The organism is Sphaerospermopsis torques-reginae ITEP-024, assembly GCF_019598945.1.
Lineage (GTDB): Bacteria > Cyanobacteriota > Cyanobacteriia > Cyanobacteriales > Nostocaceae > Sphaerospermopsis.
Map to the genome: position 1 here is coordinate 4,856,473 of NZ_CP080598.1, position 20,859 is coordinate 4,877,331.

18 protein-coding genes and 1 other RNA gene are annotated in these 20,859 nt (G+C 38.2%); 14 read left to right on the forward strand and 5 right to left on the reverse strand.

Features of this window, described 5'->3' with window-relative positions:
- Nucleotides 1–89 precede the first annotated feature (89 nt).
- Complete coding sequence (locus K2F26_RS22530) at nt 90–1,172, reverse strand: MraY family glycosyltransferase (protein ID WP_220609568.1); 1,083 nt, start codon at nt 1,170–1,172, stop codon at nt 90–92.
- Between the two features lie 158 nt (nt 1,173–1,330).
- On the opposite strand from K2F26_RS22530, the gene groL reads away from it, so the two are divergent.
- From groL to K2F26_RS22565, 7 genes are all read left to right on the forward strand, one after another.
- Entirely contained in the window at nt 1,331–3,001 is a 1,671-nt protein-coding gene (gene groL, locus K2F26_RS22535) for a chaperonin GroEL (protein ID WP_220609569.1), read from the forward strand.
- Nucleotides 3,002–3,105: 104 nt separating this feature from the next.
- The gene (locus K2F26_RS22540; RefSeq protein ID WP_220609570.1) at nt 3,106–3,360 is read left to right on the forward strand and encodes a hypothetical protein; all 255 of its coding nucleotides are present in this window, start codon (nt 3,106–3,108) and stop codon (nt 3,358–3,360) included.
- A 43-nt stretch (nt 3,361–3,403) separates the two neighbouring features.
- Complete coding sequence (gene corA / locus K2F26_RS22545; RefSeq protein ID WP_220609571.1) at nt 3,404–4,573, forward strand: magnesium/cobalt transporter CorA; 1,170 nt, start codon at nt 3,404–3,406, stop codon at nt 4,571–4,573.
- 36 nt (nt 4,574–4,609) lie between these two features.
- Nucleotides 4,610–5,326: a hypothetical protein gene (locus K2F26_RS22550; RefSeq protein WP_220609572.1), complete on the forward strand. Its 717-nt coding sequence runs from the start codon at nt 4,610–4,612 to the stop codon at nt 5,324–5,326.
- A 306-nt stretch (nt 5,327–5,632) separates the two neighbouring features.
- An RNA gene (rnpB, locus tag K2F26_RS22555) (RNase P RNA component class A) lies at nt 5,633–6,059 on the forward strand.
- A gap of 191 nt (nt 6,060–6,250) precedes the next feature.
- Nucleotides 6,251–6,976: a ribonuclease III gene (gene rnc, locus K2F26_RS22560; protein ID WP_220609573.1), complete on the forward strand. Its 726-nt coding sequence runs from the start codon at nt 6,251–6,253 to the stop codon at nt 6,974–6,976.
- Nucleotides 6,977–7,227: 251 nt separating this feature from the next.
- Entirely contained in the window at nt 7,228–8,007 is a 780-nt protein-coding gene (locus K2F26_RS22565) for a D-Ala-D-Ala carboxypeptidase family metallohydrolase (protein ID WP_220609574.1), read from the forward strand.
- Nucleotides 8,008–8,226: 219 nt separating this feature from the next.
- Here K2F26_RS22565 and K2F26_RS25000 read toward each other — a convergent pair whose 3' ends face one another.
- Nucleotides 8,227–9,192, reverse strand: coding sequence for a WD40 repeat domain-containing protein (locus tag K2F26_RS25000; protein WP_367890351.1), 966 nt, complete (start codon nt 9,190–9,192; stop codon nt 8,227–8,229).
- Nucleotides 9,193–9,228: 36 nt separating this feature from the next.
- Entirely contained in the window at nt 9,229–10,158 is a 930-nt protein-coding gene (locus K2F26_RS25010) for a hypothetical protein (RefSeq protein ID WP_246605458.1), read from the reverse strand.
- A 282-nt stretch (nt 10,159–10,440) separates the two neighbouring features.
- On the opposite strand from K2F26_RS25010, the gene der reads away from it, so the two are divergent.
- From der to K2F26_RS22585, 3 genes are all read left to right on the forward strand, one after another.
- Nucleotides 10,441–11,802 (forward strand): ribosome biogenesis GTPase Der, encoded by a 1,362-nt coding sequence (der, locus tag K2F26_RS22575; protein ID WP_194056237.1) that lies wholly within the window; start codon nt 10,441–10,443, stop codon nt 11,800–11,802.
- A gap of 284 nt (nt 11,803–12,086) precedes the next feature.
- Nucleotides 12,087–13,016, forward strand: a complete 930-nt coding sequence (locus K2F26_RS22580; protein ID WP_220609575.1) for an energy-coupling factor transporter transmembrane component T family protein — start codon at nt 12,087–12,089, stop codon at nt 13,014–13,016.
- A 120-nt stretch (nt 13,017–13,136) separates the two neighbouring features.
- Nucleotides 13,137–13,922, forward strand: coding sequence for a DUF4058 family protein (locus K2F26_RS22585; RefSeq protein ID WP_220609576.1), 786 nt, complete (start codon nt 13,137–13,139; stop codon nt 13,920–13,922).
- Nucleotides 13,923–14,219: 297 nt separating this feature from the next.
- Here K2F26_RS22585 and K2F26_RS22590 read toward each other — a convergent pair whose 3' ends face one another.
- Nucleotides 14,220–15,851, reverse strand: a complete 1,632-nt coding sequence (locus K2F26_RS22590) for an alpha/beta hydrolase (protein ID WP_220611991.1) — start codon at nt 15,849–15,851, stop codon at nt 14,220–14,222.
- A gap of 258 nt (nt 15,852–16,109) precedes the next feature.
- Between K2F26_RS22590 and K2F26_RS22595 the strand changes: the two genes are divergently transcribed.
- The 3 genes from K2F26_RS22595 to K2F26_RS22605 all read left to right on the forward strand — a co-directional run bounded on the left by K2F26_RS22595 (nt 16,110) and on the right by K2F26_RS22605 (nt 18,721).
- Nucleotides 16,110–16,541: a hypothetical protein gene (locus K2F26_RS22595; protein ID WP_220609577.1), complete on the forward strand. Its 432-nt coding sequence runs from the start codon at nt 16,110–16,112 to the stop codon at nt 16,539–16,541.
- A 294-nt stretch (nt 16,542–16,835) separates the two neighbouring features.
- Nucleotides 16,836–18,077 carry an urease accessory protein UreH domain-containing protein gene (locus K2F26_RS22600; protein ID WP_220611992.1) on the forward strand — a complete coding sequence of 414 codons (1,242 nt, stop codon included), beginning with the start codon at nt 16,836–16,838 and terminating at the stop codon, nt 18,075–18,077.
- Between the two features lie 32 nt (nt 18,078–18,109).
- On the forward strand, nt 18,110–18,721 hold the full coding sequence (locus K2F26_RS22605; protein ID WP_220609578.1) for a FixH family protein: 612 nt from the start codon (nt 18,110–18,112) through the stop codon (nt 18,719–18,721).
- 153 nt (nt 18,722–18,874) lie between these two features.
- On the opposite strand, the gene galE is transcribed toward K2F26_RS22605, so the two are convergent.
- Nucleotides 18,875–19,873 carry a UDP-glucose 4-epimerase GalE gene (galE, locus tag K2F26_RS22610; RefSeq protein ID WP_220609579.1) on the reverse strand — a complete coding sequence of 333 codons (999 nt, stop codon included), beginning with the start codon at nt 19,871–19,873 and terminating at the stop codon, nt 18,875–18,877.
- A gap of 253 nt (nt 19,874–20,126) precedes the next feature.
- On the opposite strand from galE, the gene fraI reads away from it, so the two are divergent.
- Nucleotides 20,127–20,768: a septal nanopore formation protein FraI gene (fraI, locus tag K2F26_RS22615; protein ID WP_220609580.1), complete on the forward strand. Its 642-nt coding sequence runs from the start codon at nt 20,127–20,129 to the stop codon at nt 20,766–20,768.
- Nucleotides 20,769–20,859: the final 91 nt, after the last annotated feature.

Genomic DNA, 20,859 nt, shown 5'->3' on the forward strand with positions numbered 1-20,859 from the left:
TGACTCCTGACTCCTGACTCCTGACTCCTGACTCCTTGATATCCTGACTCCTTGATATCCTGACTCATGACTCCTGACTCCTGTTGTAATTACGAATTACCATGTATTCTTTGTAAAACCGTAGCACCCAACAGCAGAACAATACTAGCAGCAGAAGCCAGGATCACGGGTAAAGTCATACCTTGTACCGTCATAGCCAGTACATTAAAAAACAAGGTGACAGACCACAAAGTAAAAGCCGCCCGACGTTGGGAAAAACCCCAGGCCAGCAAGCGGTGATGTAGGTGATCCTTACCGGGTGTACTCAAAGGGTTTTTGCCGGCTAAAAGTCGCCTAATAAAAACCTGAGTAGTATCTAAAACTGGCAACATCAAAAATAAAACCGTTGGTATCAGGGCAAAAACTGTACTTTGTTGCAACTTGCCTAAAATGCTAGTGGCAGCTAAAACATAACCGAAAAAATACGCCCCCGCATCACCCATAATGATCCGTGAAGGATGAAAATTGTGGCGTAAAAAGCCCAGTGCAGCACCACCCAAAGCAGCTAATACCAGGGTTGCTGCTGCTCGATTATCAAACTGAGCAGAAACTCCCAACAAACTCATTGCTGTAATAAAACTGATGCCACCGGCTAAACCATCCATCCCATCCATCAAGTTAATAGCATTGGTAATACCCACTACCCATAAAACTGTTAAAGCCATTGATAGCAAAGAGTCAATAGGAGTACCAAAAGTAACTTTCACACTGATACCATTAGCCACTAACAAAAGGGCTGTGATCATTTGCGCCCACAAACGCACAGAAGGAGGTAAGCAAAATTGATCATCAATAAAGCCAACCAAGACGAGAATAGAACCTCCTAACAAAATTGTGAGTACCTGAGCCAATACGCCTTGAAGTTCAATGGGTCGTAGCAGACTAGCAACGACCACAGCCGCAATAACGCCAGCATAGATAGCCAAACCTCCCGCATTAGGTAAAGGTTCTCGGTTAAGTCGTCGGGCGTTTGGTTGATCAGCCCAACCTACCCGCAAAGCAAATTGACGGATAGTCGGAATTAAACGCCATGTAACCAGCCAAGCCAAAATAAAAGTAAATACTACCGCCAACCAGCCGGAGCCGCTAGGGTTAGCAATGCCAAGGGATTTAAGGGAGTTGTCTAAATTCATCTCCCGATACAATCATTAGTGCTAATGTCCAAAATAAGTATCACCTGTAATCTTAATCAATTTTTTATTGTTATTTGTTAAATTCAATAGTTGGAATAGTTAGCACTCCTGTCTTGTGAGTGCTAAATTGTCTAATGGAAGAGATAGAGAAAACAAACATGGCTAAGATTATTTCATTTGATGAGGAATCACGGCGATCGCTAGAAAAAGGCATTAACGCCTTAGCGGATGCAGTTAAAATCACCTTGGGACCCAAAGGCCGCAACGTCCTGTTAGAAAAAAAATTTGGTATTCCCCAAATTGTCAACGATGGTATCACCGTTGCCAAAGAAATTGAACTAGAAGATCCTTTAGAAAACACTGGCGCAAGACTGATCCAAGAAGTGGCATCCAAAACCAAAGATACAGCAGGTGATGGAACTACCACAGCCACAGTTTTAGCACAGGCATTAGTTAAAGAAGGACTCAAGAACGTCGCTGCTGGTACAAACCCCATTGCCTTAAAACGGGGTATTGATAAAACCGTAGAAGCATTGGTAGCAGAAATTGCCAAAATAGCCAAACCAGTAGAAGGAAGTGCGATCGCTCAAGTTGCCACAGTTTCCGCAGGTAACGATGAAGAAGTCGGCAATATGCTGGCCGAAGCAATGGAAAAAGTCACCAAAGATGGTGTGATCACCGTTGAAGAATCCAAATCCTTAACTACCGAACTAGAAGTAGTAGAAGGGATGCAAATTGATCGTGGTTATATTTCTCCCTACTTCATCACCAACAACGACCGGATGACAGTAGAATTTGAAAACGCCCGCATCCTCATCGCCGACAAAAAAATCAACGCCATTCAAGATTTAGTACCTGTACTGGAAAAAGTAGCCCGTTTAGGTCAACCTTTATTAATCATTGCTGAAGATATCGAAGGTGACGCTTTAGCAACCTTGGTAGTCAACAAAGCACGGGGAGTTTTAGCCGTTGCTGCCATTAAATCCCCTGGTTTTGGCGAACGTCGCAAAGCCTTATTACAAGATATTGCCATTCTCACCGATGGACAGATGATTTCTGAAGAAATTGGTTTGAGCTTGGATACAGCTACCTTAGAAATGCTGGGTACAGCCCGGAAAATCACCATTGACAAGGAAAATACCACCATTGTCTCTGGTACTGACAACAAACCAGAAGTACAAAAGCGCATTGCCCAAATTCGCAAACAGTTAGAAGAAACTGATTCTGACTACGATTCCGAAAAACTGCAAGAACGTATTGCCAAACTTGCTGGTGGCGTGGCAGTAATTAAAGTGGGAGCAGCCACAGAAACCGAACTCAAAGACCGTAAACTGCGAATTGAAGACGCTTTAAATGCTACCAAAGCCGCAGTAGAAGAAGGTATCGTTCCTGGTGGTGGTACAACCTTAATTCACCTGTCTACAAAAGTAGATGCTATTAAAAACAGCCTTGATGCTGAAGAAAAAATTGGGGCTGACATTGTACAAAGGTCCCTAGAAGCACCTTTACGCCAAATCGCAGATAACGCTGGTGCAGAAGGTTCTGTAATTGTTTCTAAAGTCAGAGAAACCGACTTTAACATCGGTTACAACGCTGCTACCGGAGAATTTGAAGATTTAATCGCCGCAGGTATTATTGATCCTGCTAAAGTTGTTCGTTCTGCATTGCAAAATGCCGCTTCTATTGCGGGTATGGTTTTAACTACCGAAGCGATAGTAGTAGAAAAGCCTGAAAAGAAAGCTGCCGCTCCTGATGCTGGCATGGGCGGCATGGGCGGCATGGGCGGTATGGGTGGTATGGGTGGTATGGGTGGTATGGGTATGTTCTAATTACCACTTTCTCAAATCAATCGCCATCAGTAAATTTTAATTTTTTTTACAGTTTGTCTTTACCAAAAGACAAACTTTTTTTGTCAAAATTTAGGAATTTGGCTGTGAATTTAGATCCTATGTCTTATTTACCAGCAATCTGCTATAAATTAGTAAATTATGTAAATTATCGTCAGCATTCAGCCGTCGGTTTCCATCGGTTTCCATCAGCAAGAGCAGGTTATTTTCCTGTAAGGGCGAAGCATTCGGGCGATAAATTATCAATTTTTATCACAGGTTATTTTCCGAATGCTTCGCCCCTACTTCGCCCCTACTTCGCCCCTACTTCGCACCTACGACTCCTGACTCCTAGCCCTTGACAAAAAAACTTTTTCAGCAAGATAAATATTAAGGTGAGATTTAATGCCTAAAAAACATCTTCGGCTACCCAAACTCATAAATAAAGTCATCAACCAAGAAAAAGTAAACAAGCCATTTGACCAAACATACTATCATGAACCAGGAACTGTTCCAGGTACAATCATCATTGATGAAAATGCTGAACAACCAAATATTTTCTTAGTTGACTATAACCAAACTAGCCTCACTCAAAAACAAATAAAATATCCAGAAGAATGCAGCAATTACTTGGATACAGAATCTGTTTCTTGGGTAGATGTACAAGGTTTAGGCAACAAAGAGATTATTCACCGTTTGGGGCAAACTTTTGATTTACATCCTCTGATTTTAGAAGATGTTTTCAATATGGGGGAACGCCCAAAAATCGAGGATTATGAAGACCAATTAGTGATTATTGCTCGTATGGTTGTGCCTAATCCCAATCATGGTAGTTTTTATAGTGAACAAGTCAGCTTAGTTTTAGGTAGACATTATTTATTGACAATTCAAGAAGAACCTGAGCATGATTGTTTTGATAGTGTGAGGATGAGAATTGACAGAGGTAAAGGAATTATTCGCCGACAAGGAAGTGATTATTTAGCCTATTCTTTGTTAGATGCAATTATTGATGGATTTTTTCCTGTTTTAGAATTGTATGGAGAACGCATTGCCGAATTAGAAGAAGAGGTAATAGTTAGTCCAAATCCCCAAACACTAAAACAAATATATCAAATTAGGCGAGAATTATTACAACTACGAAGAGCTATTTGGCCACAAAGAGATGCGATTAATTCTTTGATTCGTGATAGTAGTAAATTAATTAGTGAGGAGGTGAGAATTTATTTGAGAGATTGTTATGATCATGCGGTACAAGTTATGGATATGGTGGAAACTTACCGAGAATTGGCATCGGGATTAATGGATGTCTATCTGTCAGCGGTTAGTAATAAAATGAATGAAATCATGAAATTACTCACTGTTGTTTCATCAATTTTTATCCCTTTAACTTTTGTGGCGGGAATATATGGAATGAATTTCAATACCGAAAAATCACCATATAATATGCCGGAATTAAATTGGTATTGGGGTTATCCGCTATGCTTGGGATTAATGGCAGTAATTGCTGGTGGGTTAATTTTCTTTTTTTGGAGACGGGGTTGGCTTGACAATTCATTTAAAATCAACCGAAAATAAAGTTTCATAATTTTTCAAGGAGTTATTCTTAGGTTTATGGCAGTACAAAGTGGCGATCAAAATCTTCTTGTTTTGATGGTTTATATCCTGGGGATATATTACACATTCAATCGCATGATTGAATCTATCGACGATATGGTGGTGTTAAATTTCCAAAAGAGTGCTGTTGAAGAACAATTGAAAGAACAAAATCTGGATGATAAAATTGGGATTTCTTTTGGTTCAGGAACATATTCTTTGGAGAAATTAAAAGATAATTTGAAAGAATTATCAATTAACATTGATAATAAATCAGAAGGTTTAGCTGTATATGTTGACTGGGATAATAGTTCTTGGGTAATTGAACATAGTAAAAAATCTCGCCGTGTGATTCGCAAATCTCCAGACCTCAGCCGCGACTTAGCAATACCACAAGTTCCTACGATTATTGCTCCTAAGAAAACAATTTCTGAAAGTGTAACAGCAGAAGATATTTTAAAAAGGGACAAAGAAACAGGAACATATCAACCTGGAGAACCTTTAATTGATATAGTTGCCATGAAAGATCAAAAGCCTTTTAAGGGTTTGTATAAAGATTTTATGGATGGTAAAAAGAAAGTAGAATTTTCTTTTCAACTGGTATTAAGAATATCTGAGTTGCGTGTGGGGTTAGCTCCGGGTGTGAATGTTCCTCCTATCTCCATTATCAATTGTCCTTTCACTATCGAGAAACTTCCTTGGACCTATGCTCTACCTTGGAACAAGACACGGTGATGAAGATGAGGAAATGGGGAAAAAATTCTTTACGTAGGCATTCAGCCGTCAGCTATCGGCAAAACTCACAAAAAACACAAATCTCAGCCTGTAAATTTCTCTGCTTAAAGCCTATGTAATCTAGTAAAATTCTGATTTTATTAGCAGCTAGTCTACTTACATCTGAAAGCTGATTAGTGATTACTGATTACTGATAGCCGAATACTTACTTCTTTACCTACTCCCTGTTCCCTGTTCCCTGTTCCCTATTCCTTGATAACTGAATAACACAGAACGGGCGATTAAAGCTTAAACTAGATATGGGAGAGAGTAGGCGCAGGTGGTTGCGGATCAGTCATTAAGATTGGTTTGAGGAAAGTCCGGACTCCCGAAAGACCAAACTTGCTGGATAACGTCCAGTGCGAGCGATCGTGAGGATAGTGCCACAGAAAGATACCGCCAACCAATTTTAGATTGTAGATTTTAGATTTTGGATTGAATTGAAAATCTAAAATCCAAAGTCCAAAATCCAAAATTAGTTGGTAAGGGTGCAAAGGTGCGGTAAGAGCGCACCAGCAACGTCGAGAGGCGTTGGCTCGGTAAACCCCGGTTGGGAGCAAGGCCGGAGGAACTACGGTTGGTCTTTTACCAGTTCCGGGAAATGAGCGCCGCTAGAGGTGTTTGGTAACAAACATCCCAGATAGATAACCACCCTCGCAAGAGAACAGAATCCGGCTTATGTCCTACTCTCTCTTTTTTTAGTCATTAAGTATTGGTTATTAGTCATTAGTTATTAATGATTTAAGTACATGGGTGAGAAAAAACCAACCCAAGTACAAAAAAGTAAATTCGCCCAAACCCTCTTGCCTCTTGCCTCTTGCCTGTCATAACGACAATTTTTAACGCCGATCTACTTAGTTACACATATTTACTATCTTTTTTTTAATGTCCCGCGTTTATCCTCGCCGTCAACGGCAACTTGAAAGTTTAGTCCAAAAGTTAGGTTTATCACCAGATAGCCCCATCAAGTGGCCGTTACTGGACTTGGCGCTAACTCACGCCACTGTTTCCGAGTCGGCAAATTATGAACAGTTGGAATTTGTCGGTGATGCAGTTGTGCGCCTGGTGGCCGCTGTGGTGTTATGGGAAAATTATCCCGACTGTGCTGTGGGAGATTTTGCGGCTATTCGTTCCGTCTTGGTGAGCGATCGCATTCTCGCCAAATTAGCCAGAGAATATGGTTTAGAATTATACTTATTAGTTGCTGGTAGTGCTACTGCTGATCTTGTTGGTCAAGAGTCACGTCTAGCAGATGCTTTTGAAGCTGTTCTGGGGGCGCTTTACCTCAGCACTCATAATTTAGACCTCATTCGTCCTTGGTTAGATCCTCACTTTCAAGACCTAGCAAGAGAAATTCGCCTTGATCCGGCTAGATTAAACTATAAAGCGGCTCTACAAGAATGGACACAGGCACAATTTAAAGTTTTACCAGAGTACCGAGTTGTAGAAGTTAATCAACCCCACCGTAATCATGAACGTTTTGTAGCTGAAGTTTGGTTACATGAGAAAATGTTAGGACAAGGTAAGGGACGCTCTATTAAAGCTGCTGAACAAGCTGCGGCTAAAGTAGCTTATTTAGCAATTACTGAAGAGGTGACAGGTGACAGGTGACAGGTGACTGGTGACTGGTGACAGTAAAGAGAGTTAGTAGAAATTCTGAGTGCGTTAACTACATTCCTTAACCAAGGTGGTAAATCTATCAAAATCAGTGAAGCTATCAGCAATCTGTAAAATTTAGTAAAATTTAGTAAATTTTAATTCAAAATTAACAATTGACCACAGTAATCACGCTGGTTTTATGTGTAGATTAAAGTTGGTTAGGAATAATGTGGAAAACTACCTGAATTTATTAACAAAAACTTATGACATCCAACTCCCCAAACCCAAACGCCTCCGCAAATATCACATCTCTCACTGAGTTTGTAAAACTCAACTCTCCAGCTATATTTATCACTGATGCTCATCCAGACTTGGTGAAAGAAATACAGCAACTCCTGAAAATAGAAGCAGATGGAAAAGTCGGACCAATCACCAAACAAGCATTTTCTGAATTTAAAGCACTACAACAATTAGAATATCCCTTGGGTTTAGGAGTCAGCACCGCCAAAGAATTACTGGAACTAAAAGATAAAGAAGAAACAGCAGGAGACAAAGAAGAAACTAATACCTCAGAAATCAAAGTTAATACCAATGCCGGATCACGTACAGGCGCAACTATGAAACTTCCTGGAGGTGAAATAGTCTATGCCAACCAATATATTGTTGAGGGTGTTCCTTTAACCTGGGGTGAAGTTACCAAAAATTGTACTCGTGTTCCTACCAGTTCTGAATATGTAGCAAATGCAATTAAAGTCGCAAGAACTTGGGGACCAGTGAGAGAAAAATTTGGCTCACCAATTAGTATTACATCTGGTTATCGTCCACCCGCTGTCAATAGAGCAGTTGGAGGCGCTCGTAATAGTCAGCATCTCTATTTCCGAGCCATAGATATGATCCCAATGAACGGAGATTTTAGAAAACTTTGGGATGTGCTAAAAGCTTCTCAATTTTCCGGTTTGGGAGATGCTGTTTTTATGGGTAGAAATAAGGGATTTTTCCATGCTGACATCAGACCAGGTGGCAGAGTTATTTTTCCTTATTAATATCGTTTTCAGTTGAATCCTGTAGGGGTTTAGCATTCCTCATTGGTGTCAACTTAGGCTACAAATAGCTTCTTTGTTTAGCTTCCCAACCCGCCCGAAACTTACGTTCCCAGTCGGGCTATGGGTTTTACGTTAAGTTGACACTAATAAGCATTGCTACACCCCTACTTATCTCCTAATATTCTGCCCACTTTCTATTTTACATTTAATTATGTTGATCTACTTACAAGGAAACAGAGTAATGGTTTTATCTCCACTTCCAGCAGCTAAAAGTTTACCATCGGGGCTAAAAGCAACAGCATAAACCGCATCATCAGCACATTTGACACTGGAAATTTCCACCCCACTATCTACAACCCATAACTTCACAGTTTTATCTTGACTGGAACTAGCTAAAATCTGACCATTGGGACTAAAAGCAACAGAATAAACAGCTTCAGAATGTCCTGTTAAAGTTTTAAGTTCCTCACCAGTTTCTACATTCCACAACTTCACAGTTTTATCATTACCAGCACTTGCTAAAATCTTACCATCACAACTAAAAGCTAAAGCATTAATCGCACCAGTAAACCAATCAGAACTTACCGTTAAAGTTTTCACTTTGTTTTCAGCTAATTGTACAATCCTAATTGTTCTATCATTATTACTTCCACCACTCGCTAAAATTTTTCCATCTGGACTAAAAGCTACACACAAAACATCATCTGTATGACCTTTAAAAGAGTAAATTTCTTTTCCTTGTTCTAAAGACCAAAGTTTGACTGTTTTATCTCTACTACCACTAGCTAAAATTTTGCCCAAGGGACTAAATACAACTGAGTTAACCTTCTCTTCATGTCCTGTAAAAGTGAAAAGTTCTATTCCTGTATTTACATCCCACAATTTAATAGTTTTATCATTACTTCCACTTGCTAATATTTTACCATCGGGACTAAAAGCAACTGAGTTAATACCTCCAGTCCAAGCAGAATCTTTATGTCCTGCAAAAGTACGATGTTGTTGAGTTGTTAAATCCCAAATTTTGATAGTTTTGTCATCACTTCCACTAGCTAAACTCTTACCATCAGGACTAAAAGCAACTGAAGAAACTTTATATTCATGACCTTTTAAAGTTCCTACAAATAATAATTTGTCGGTGTTTTCTGATGATGCAGATGTAGTAGTAATTGCTTGATTAAATTCGATGTTGACGGGAGAATTTTGTCCTGTTTGAACATCTGATTAAACATTTGATTGATTTGGTTTCTCCTGCGGTCTGATTAAAGAATCAAATGTGATTAAAGCATCAAATGAAGTATCTAATACTTTTAAGGATTCATGTACAGAATCAAAAATATCATTGAATCTAGAATTTTCACTGTTTTGATTTTGTTTAACTTGATCAAAATCTTCAACTTGTGTAGCAAAAGCTTGATTTAATTGCTGAATGGAATTAGCCATATTTTCACAGCGAGAATTAATATCAGTAAGTTGGTGACTAAGTTGGGTAAATTCTAAACTTTGATGTTTTTGATTTTCTCTTAATTCTGCTAATTCTTGTTGATTAATTTCACTCCAATTTTTCAAAGATGTCTCAATTTGTTCAATCTGGGTTAATTGAGAATTAACAACCTCAATGTTTTGCATTTTTTCATGAATCTGCAAAACTTCCGATTGGATTTCTTGGACAATCTCTAATTTTACACCTTGTTGCTGAATCTGTTCATGTAAATTTTGCAGAGAATTATCTAATTCATTTAAACGATGATTAAGATTTTGAATTTGTTGAGGAAAATTGTTAATTTCTGTGAGTAATTTTTGGATTGATGCTTCAATTTTTTGGTCAATAAGTTGGTTTAACTGTTGTTTCCAAGCTTCAATTTTTTGTAACCGGTCATTGGATGAGTTTATGGATGTATTCATAGTTTCATTTAGTTTGTAAAATTGATCTGTTTTATCTGTGATATTTTCCAGACTTGTTTGTAATTCTGCAATTTGTTGTTGCGATTGAGAATAATTAAACTGGGAACGAGTTGCTATATTTGCTATACTTAAAATCAAGGGAATAACTGCATAAACCACTTGTTGAGTGAAAGTTGCAGCGATAGTTCCCAACACTACTAAACCCAAATAAACATACGCGCTAATTTCTAGCCATTGACGTTTGCTCATTATTCTGAATAATAATACTATTCATTCAGTATATTTATGCAAAAAGGTTATTGTCAAGAGTTAAATTGGTTAAATTAATTTAAGACAAATTGAAAAAAAAAGAATATTCGCAGTTTTCATAAATCATTTTTTGCTCTCTTCCCAGTCCCCAGTCCCCAGTCCCAAATTTGCTATAATCTAATAAATATGATACGATAAGTAGTTCTCGAAAACCGTGCTGGGTGAAGAACGTAGATAGAAAACTCAGCACATCTACACACTCAGCACAACAAAGTTTAGTTTATGGCATTGCCAATTGTAGCAATTATCGGTCGCCCCAATGTGGGCAAATCCACTTTTGTAAATCGTTTAGCCGGAGATCAAACGGCAATAGTTCATGATGAACCTGGTGTAACACGCGATCGCACTTATCGACCAGCATTTTGGCAAGATCGGGAATTTGTCGTAGTTGATACAGGCGGTTTAGTATTTAACGATGATACCGAATTTCTGCCTTTGATTCGACAACAAGCAATGACGGCGCTTTCAGAAGCTTGTGCAGCAATATTTGTAGTTGATGGGCAAACAGGTTTAACACCAGCAGATGAGGAAATTGCGCTATGGTTACGGCAACAAAAAGTACCCGTATTACTGGCAGTGAATAAATGTGAATCACCAGAACAAGGTATGATTCAAGCCAGTGAATTTTGGGAATTAGGATTAGGAGAACCTTACCCGATTTCTGCCATTCATGGTAGTGGTACTGGTGATATTCTTGATGAGTTAATCAAATACATTCCCCAAGTTCAAGACCTAGAGGAAAATACAGAAATTAAAGTTGCCATTATTGGCCGTCCCAACGTTGGAAAATCGAGTTTATTAAATGCTTTCGTTGGTGAAGAACGGGCAATAGTTAGCCCCATTTCAGGAACTACCCGCGACACAATTGATACTTTAGTCGAACGGGATGGACAAACTTACCGCTTAATTGATACTGCGGGAATCCGTAAAAAGAAACACATAGATTACGGTACTGAATTTTTCAGTATTAACCGCGCTTTTAAAGCCATTCGTCGCTCCGATGTGGTTTTATTGGTTTTAGATGCTTTAGATGGAGTAACAGAACAAGATCAAAAACTAGCTGGGCGCATTATTGAAGATGGACGCGCTTGCATCATCGTCGTTAACAAGTGGGATGCGGTAGAAAAAGACTCTTACACTATCTATGATTATGAAAAGAGTTTAGAAGCACGTTTACACTTTACTGAATGGGCAGATACAATTTTTGTTAGTGCCATGACAGGTCAAAGGGTAGAAAAGATTTTAGAATTGGTGAATAAAGCTGCTGAGTCACACAAACGCCGTGTTAGCACCTCAGTAGTGAATGAAGTGCTTACAGATGCAGTGAGTTGGCATTCCCCACCAGCATCACGCAGCGGTAAACAAGGTAAAATCTATTATGGTACGCAAGTGAGTACCCAACCGCCCACATTTGCCTTATTTGTCAACGATGCAAAACGCTTCAATGACAATTATCGACGGTACATAGAAAGACAGTTTCGCAAACAATTGGGTTTTGAAGGTACACCAATTCGCGTATTATGGCGGAGTAAAAAAGTCCGGGAAATGGAAGTTGGTAGTGTCAACCGCGCAACTCGCGTTTAAAATTTGGGATTTTGGATTTTGGATTTTAGATTTTGAATTAGGATAAATTAGCTAACAATCCAAAATTTTCATAGTTACAAAAGTCTTAAAAGTCCTCGGCGAATATAATTCGCTACTACACAAGCAAAGTCCACCAGTGGACTAACGAAAAATCAAAGCTTTCAAACCTGCGTAGGCAAGTTTTGTCTGTGTAGGTGTGATTTCTAATCGCCCAATTTAGACTTTTCAAACATCCTCTAAAATCTAAAATCTAAAATCTAAAATCTAAAATCTAAAATTGAAATATGGACTTATTGCGATCGCTCCCACTCGGATTATATTTAGAAGAACCGCAAACTTGGCTACATAAATTAGACCCACGAGTCAAGTTAGTTTGGTTGTTAAGCTTTCTCACCAGCTATGTAGTTGCTAACAACTATTGGCGGGTACTACTGGTAATAATGTTAATTATTTTTACCCTATTTGCCAAAATTCCCCTAAGAGTATGGCGGCAACAAATGGGCTGGTTGCTAGTGCTATCATTTATGATATTGGCGATCGGTTCGATCAGCCCTGACAGATACAGTATAAATTATCAACCACGCCTACCAGCAAATGAACAAATTTTCACTCAACCACCAACTGCTAAAGAAAACAAAGCGAGTTCAGAAATAGTAGATAGTAACAAAGAATATAGTTATGTGCTATTTCATCAAGGACCAATAAAAGTAAATCGTCGTTCTTTGGATTTAGCAATTAGCTTGAGTACAATAGTATTTAGTTTAATTTACAGCACTAATTTATATTTACTGACAACCGCACCAGAAGAAATTACATCTGGGATGGAAAGCTTAATGCAACCGCTGATAAAATTCAAAATTCCAGTTACAGAAATAACCCTCACTTTAACTTTATCTTTGCGGTTTATTCCCTTAGTTTTAGAAGAGATTCAAAACCTAGTACGTTCTGTAATGACAAGAGCAATTAACTGGAAAAAGCTAGGATTAAAAGGAGGTGCAAAAGTTTGGTTAATAGTGATAGAAAGACTATTAGAAAATTTGTTATTAAGAGCCGAACAAATGGCAAATGCTATGATGGTAAGAGGTTTTACCAGTCCTAACGAACATCGAGTCAAATGGCAAGAATTAAAATTAAAAACAGGTGATTGGGTAGCTATAGGAATTTTAATTGTATTTTGGGGATTGAGGATAGCCTTTGGAACAGAAGGTTCTTAATACAGAAGGTTCTTAATGTAGATGAAAAGCACAAGCTGATAGAGAAATAATTTCCCAATCTAAAATCTAAAATCCAAAATCTAAAATCCAAAATCTAAAATTGTCAAAGGAGTTCAAGAAATGACTTCTATCTTTCCCGGAATGAACCCATATTTAGAACACCCAGACTTATTTCCTGGACTACATCACTTATTAATTAGCGAAATTGCCAGATTTTTATCACCTCAACTGCGTCCTAAATATCGATTTGCTGTAGAAGTGAGAACCTATGAAACCATAGATGATAGTTCATTATTAGTAGGTATTCCTGATGTGATCGTGAAAAGTCGACAAAATGTCAGTGAAACCAAAAATACAAAGGTTGCTGTTGCTGCACCTGCACCAAAATCTGTAACAGTTACCGTACCAATGCCAATTAATATTAAAGAAGGATATTTAGAAGTTAAAGAAGTTGGAACAGAGAAATTAATTACCACAATTGAAATTCTTTCTCCTACTAATAAACGTTCAGGTAAAGGAAGAGAAGGATATCAAGAAAAACGGCAACAAGTATTAGGTAGTCGTAGTAATTTAGTAGAAATTGATTTACTACGCAAAGGCGAACCCATGCCCATGTTTGGTGATCATATTGAAAGTGATTATCGAATTTTAGTGTGTCGTGGAAATCGCCGTCCTCAAGCAGATTTATATGCTTTTAATATACAAGATATAATTCCAGCTTTTTCTTTACCTTTGCGTGCAGATGATAGTGAACCAGTAATAGATTTGAAAGCCTTGTTAAATCAGGTATATGAGATTTATGATTATGATTTAGTCATAGACTATAGTCAAGAACCACTACCAGCACTTGCAAAAGCAGATGCAGCTTGGGCAGATAAGTTATTGCGGGATCAGGGTTTGAGGTAACTTGTTTTCAAATGTAAAAATACTGGCTGCGCTCAATTTTATTCCTTTAGATGGATGTTTAAATTACTGAAAGTCTATATATTAATTACATATTTTACCCTGAGTGAAGTCTGGGCTTGGGTTCCCTTCCAAGCCTTTTTTGTATTTATTTAGTCATTAGTTATTAGTTATTAGTTATTAGTCAGGAGTCAGGAGTCAGGAGTCAGGAGGTAGGGTAAGCAGGGGGAGAATATTTATCTTTTGCATGAGTGCCTTTTGCCTTCTATTCCCTATTCCCTATTCCCTATTCCCTGTTCCTTAATTTCTTGGTATTAAACCCATAGCAGCGGGAGGAATTTCAGTCATTAGACGAAATGGGAAAAGTGGAGTTGAAGCAACTTGAGCATATTCTGGAGTCAGAAAAACACTATATTTACTAGCTTCTGGAGTTAATTGTGCTGCCATTGCTAAAGTGATAGCTTTAACATATTTGTGAACATCCGCTGCTTTTTCACCCACCACTTCCCGACTAGAAATAGATAGGTTTTTTGTTCTTTGTTGTTCACTAATTAAGTTAGGATCTATCACACTCAGATGGGTAGCACCAACCGCAGCAGCTAACCATTTAGGAGAGGGAATTGTTGCAAAACTGGTAATTTGTTCGCTTAAAGTTGGGGTAATATTATCAGCAGAACCTGTTAATATAAGAGTCGGTACTTGTACTTTTGATAAACCAGTTTCCCCAAATAATAGAGATGTAGCAGGTTTCAAAGCTACTATTTGTTTAATTCTTTCATCTCGCAATTGATAGCTATTTTCTGGTAATTCTTTAGCTACACAAATAAACTCTTGTACCGGAGTTAATTCAGGGGAATTTTTCTCACAGCTTTGTTTTAGACTAGCAATTTGAAATTCACCACCAGCTAATGCTAAAGCTGTAGTACCACCAAAAGAATAACCGACAACCATCACCTTATTAGTTGCTAGTTTACCTTGTAATGGGTTATCAGTAGTTTGGTTGAGTTTTTCTAATTCATCAAGCACAAAACTCACATCTTGAGGACGTGCTAAAAATTCTTGGGGTTTTAAAGAATCTCCATCTTTGTTAGCTGTAAAATTACTACCAGGATGTTCTAAAGCTGCAACTACATAACCATGAGAAGCAAGATGTTCCGCTAAATAGCGTAAGTCTGTGCGAACTGACTTGTAACCATGAGAAAAGACAATTACAGGTTTTTCAGTGTTAGCAGAATTTGACCAATAAACATCAACAGGAATATTGCGTTGACGCTTTTCATCATTTAAATTCAAGTTTAGTATTTGTAATTGGGCGCTTCCTGGTTGTGTAGGATCAAAAGCACGAACAGCCTGTATTGTGTTAGGATTAATTCGCCCAGTCATAGCCAGCATAAATTGCTGAGTCCGCCAAAAAGCCATATTCAAAGTTTGCGCCACTGTCAAAGCTTGTGGTACATTTATTTTTAGCTCTTGACTGGGATAGGCAGCCATAAAACTGAGTATAGATAAACCTTGTGGTGAATTAGCACCTAAAATTAAACCTGATCTGACTGCTTGTACTCCTGCTTCATCTTTGCGATCCAAAGCTGTGGAGATATCATGGAGAATGGTTTGCCCAAGTTGAGTATTTAGTAACCGATTGAGAGTGACAACATTCACGGGTATTCTAGCTTTTAATCCCTGCACTAGAAAACTGCGTTGTTTTTCGTTTAATCTTTTGGTATATGTCCCTAAACTATCTGGTAATTCTCCAGTTTCCGCAGTTTTTTTTAAATCTGCAAGAGAAGCTGACTCTTCTAATGGTCCATAGCGCACAACTAATTTATCTGCTGCTTGTGCAGAAGTATTGACTCCCAAAAATTGAGTAAATGCGATGGCACTAAATACACCTGCAACTATCTTGAAATTTTTCCAGCTTTTCTTTGTTAACATCATCTTTATACTGCACATTAACTCAATTGATTGTAGCTGGTATTGGTGTGTTTGACTACTAAAATTAGGTAAACAAACGTAAGCATTGAGGAGTCAGTAGAGACGTGAGGGCGGAATAGCTGTACAGGAGTCAAATTACTGTTGTTACTTAAAATAGCCGGGTGAATAATAATTTAAGTTGAATAGATTAATAGTAATTATAACCAAATTTCTGGTAAATAGGTGGCTTTTGTTTTTCTTGAATGATGTAGTTAATTTATGCGTCCTCCCTTGATCTATAGTTTACTTTTTTTGTTTTCATTGATCATGATTATTATTTGGTGGCCTGTTAATGATTCTAATTGCAGTCCTGTAACTTTACTCAGATTAAAAAAACAAAATTTCCAAGTGCAAGCTAAACAGGTGATGGTTAAACCTTGGCTGGGTGAACATCATGTATATGGTATATTTCAAGTTCCTGATGAATACAAAGAAAGCCAATTTTTTATGTTATCAATTCCAGTCGATCGCAAATACTGTTCTCGTCCTTTTGGACACCGCCAAAATTATGATGATGTTTTTGCCGAACCAGGAACACATTTAATTAGAAGATATATCAGAACTCGCATTGCTGTGAAAATGATCTTTCAAGGTTTATATTTTCAACTAAATAATCCCCAAAACTGGACTTTAACTTTTCCTAAAAAGTAATTATTCAGTTATCGGTAATCAGCCAATAGCCAATAAAGGCAAGTTTGACAGCTTGTCTTTTGACAAATTTGTCAATATACATTAAGTTTTTCCAGTAAACAACATCAATGATAATTGATAATTGATAATTGATAATTAGGTTTCAAATGAGGATTTCAAACCCAGATGAAACCGATCTGTCTACCAAGGTAGGGGAATCAAACCTTTACAATTATGAATTATGAATTAATAACTCTTAATTAATATATAGGACTCATATTTGATTTTTGAAAACGTATAATATATCATTAGATGATGTTAGATTTACTACTTATATCGCTCCTGGGTTTTTTGGGAAGTTTTGGACATTGCTTTGGGATGTGTGGACCTTTAGCAGTTGCTTTTTCCCTTTCCCATCAACAAGAAACCCAAAATTGGCAACAGCAAGTAAAATTTCATACTCTGTTAAATTTAGGAAGACTGTTAAGCTATACCCTAGTAGGTGCAGGTATTGGCGCTCTTGGTTCGGCATTGGTTGAAAGTGGACAATTAGCAGGTGTGGGTAGTGATTTACGCCGCTGGATAGCTATAATTACTGGTATTATGTTAATTTGGTTTGGTTTAGGACAAGTTAGACCAGACTTAATACCGCATATTCCCTTATTACACCCTTTGTTAAAAGGTAATTTACATAACCGTTTAAGTGCGGGAATGGTGAAACTATCTTTACATACAAAATGGTGGACACCAGCACTTTTGGGTATGACCTGGGGTTTAATGCCTTGTGGCTTTTTATATGCTGCTCAAATCAAAGCTGCTGCTACGGGTAATTTATGGCAAGGTGCAATTACCATGTTAGCTTTTGGTTTGGGAACTTTGCCGACGATGTTAGGAGTAGGTGTTTCCACTTCCTTAATGAGTAAAGATCGGCGCAGTCAGTTATTTCGCTTGGGTGGTTGGGTGACATTAATCATTGGCATCATTACCCTATTGCGAACGGGTGATACAATGGTAGACTACAGTGGACACGCTGCCCTAATTTGCTTAATTTTGGCGTTAGTTGCTCGTCCTCTCAGTAGTTTGTGTCCATCACCCATGCGCTACCGTCGTGCTTTAGGAGTAGGGGCGTTTGTGCTATCGGTGGTACATACCATTCATAATATAGAACACTCTTTAGAATGGAATTTTGCTGCTGTTTGGTTCTTACCGCTAGAATTTCAATGGGCGATGGGTACGGGTGCTGTAGCTTTAGTATTGATGAGTCCAGCAGCTTGCACAAGTTTTGATTTTCTGCAAAAGTCATTAGGTAAGCGTTGGCGACAAATCCATCTTTTGAGTGTTCCGGCTTTGCTGTTGGCTACTATTCATGTAGTATTAATTGGTTCTCATTATTTGGGGGCTTTAAAATTAACTTGGGGTAATAGATTAGCAGCGTTGTTATTGGTAATAATTACTTTGGGTGTTTTGTTAGTGCGATCGCACTTTTTTTGGTCAATTTTAAAACTAGAAAAATTCTATGTTCCTCCAAAGAAAGGTGATAAATCAATTGAAAATTGAAAATTGAAAATTGAAAACTCCTGCCTTCAATTATGAATTACAAATTATTCCTACTTTTGTTATTTATAACATTTACATCTCTTCCTGTTGCTTCTGCTCATACTGTAAAAATATCCGGTGATATTGGTGGTACTATCCACATTGAACCTAATGATAATCCCCGTGCTGGTGAACCTGCGGCAACTTGGTTTGCTTTGACTCGTAAAGGTGGTCAAGTTCTACCTTTAAAAGAGTGTGATTGTCAGTTGACTATTTATGCAGAACCACATACACCAGGAGAACCGGCGCTGCTTGAACCTCCTTTAAAACCCGTTGATGCTGAACGTTATCAAGGCATACCAGGAGCAGAAATAACTTTTCCCAAACCAGGAGTTTATGAACTGCAACTGAGTGGAAAACCAGCAACAGCAGAGAGTTTTCGACCTTTTGAGTTAAATTTTCAAGTTACTGTGGCCGCAGGTAAAGCAATAGCAACACCACAAGTAGTAGAAAATGTAATTGAAGATAATCAACAGAATAATCAACAAAATAATCAACAACAAAATGCGGTTATAGGTTTTGTACAACCTATAATTATCGTAGCAATTTTACTTTTATCTATAGGGATTGTAGTTTTTGTAGTAAAAACACTGAAAAGAGGGTAATGGGTAATTGATAATTGATAATTGATAATTGATAATTGATAATTGATAATTGATAATTGATAATTGATAATTGATAATTGGTAAGAATAAACTCTTGCCTTTTGCCTTTTGCCTTTTTCTGTCACCAATCACCAATCACCAATCACCAATCACCTACTTATGCCTTTTTTGATGCCAGTTCCAGGCGTGAGTGACAATATCTTTGATATCAGGATATATAGGTTGCCAACCTAAGATTTTTCTGGCTTTTTCACTGCTACCAATGAGAGAAGGAGGATCACCAGGACGACGATCGCATTCTTGAACTGATATATTTATTCCTGTTACTTCCTGGGCAGCAGCAATAACTTCTTTCACAGAAAAACCATTACCATTACCTAAATTGAAAACATTACTTTCACCACCTTTCAGCAAATATTCCAAACCTAAAATATGGGCATCAGCTAAATCAGAAACGTGAATATAATCACGAATACAAGTACCATCAGGAGTGGAATAATCAGTACCAAAAATAGAAATTGATTGGCGTTTACCTAAAGCTGTCTGTAATACCAAAGGAATTAAATGAGTTTCGGGATTATGATCCTCTCCTAATAAACCACTAGGATCAGCACCAGCAGCATTAAAATAACGGAAACATACAGATTTTAAACCATAAGCGACATCAAAATCCGAGAGTATCCTTTCTACCATTAACTTAGTAGCACCATAGGGGTTAATGGGATTTTGGGGATGATTTTCAGTAATAGGGATAAATTTTGGGACTCCGTAAGTAGCACAGGTAGAAGAAAAGACAAATTTTTTAATAGACGCTGCCAGCATCGCTTCCAATAACGTCAAAGTTGCCACAACATTATTACGGTAGTATTTGTCCGGGTCAGTTACGGATTCACCTACATAGGCATAAGCAGAAAAGTGCATAACTGCTTCAATGTTGTGAGTTTGAAACAGATGATCCAACAGGGAACGATCTTCTATATCTCCGACAATGAGTTTTACCTGCAAAACCTGTTCTACCAAATCTCGATGGCCATAGACCAGATTATCCAGGATTACGACCTGATAACCCGCTTGCAGTAAGGCTTTCACAGCATGAGAACCGATGTATCCTGCTCCCCCTGTGACTAGGATGGTGGGGTTTTGCGTTGACATAATTTTTCCTTTTAACGAGTTGACGACGACTACTCAATTAATTTATGCCACTGGTGTTAGGTTAGTCTTTTGAAAAATTCCAAATAATACACTCAGTGTCAAAAATTTGCTCTAAAATCACTACGACGGTAGTCTGTGTGCGTGAGGTGAGAGTTATTTTTAAGTCAGTGATAAATTGCAGTTTGACGATAAAATAAACCCACTTATCTTATTCTCATAGACTAGCCGCACAAGAAAATTAGAGAGTTAATCTATGTTTCAATTACTCAGCCGGGTCTTACTGTGGCTATTAATTGGCGTTGTTGCCTATTCTTTGTTCCAAAGATTCTACCCAACAGTAAGCTTTGTTGGCCGATTTGTGTTAGGGATTGTACTGGTTGTTTTAGCTTTGGCATTTTTTAATCCTGGTGAACCTGCGGTGGCTTCCCTGTGGCGGTTTATCTCTTTTCCTCTCAAACCTCTGGGCGCAGCCGCTTTAATGTTGATGCTTGCTGCCCAAAAAATTAAAGGCGGTGGCATAGAAAAACCAGGGGGATACTTGTTGGCTTGGGCGCTGACAATTTTGTTATTGTCGAGTACACCCGCTATTGCTTACTTTTTAGTTAGAACACCGGTTGCAGCTATATTGCCTCCTCCTACATTCGTAGCAACAGTACCAGCTATTAAACCAGCTATTAACAGTGCCAATACCATCTCCGATGTGATGACTGCTGGCATTTTACCTGTGGGTGATGTGAAAATCCCATCTTATCTACTACAAAATCCTCAAGCTATCAGTACAAGGGGGTTGCGTGTAGAAGACTTTGTACCTAATGCGGAAACTCTGCAACTCACAACCCAAGTTTGGGAAAGTTATCTTAATCAAATTTACGTTTTCTTACGTGGGCGCTCGTAATCAGGAGAGCAAGGAGTCAGGAGTCAGGAGTCAGAAGAAATTAACCTCTTGCTTCTTGCCTCTTGACTTTTGCCAGTTAGGATGACAAAGT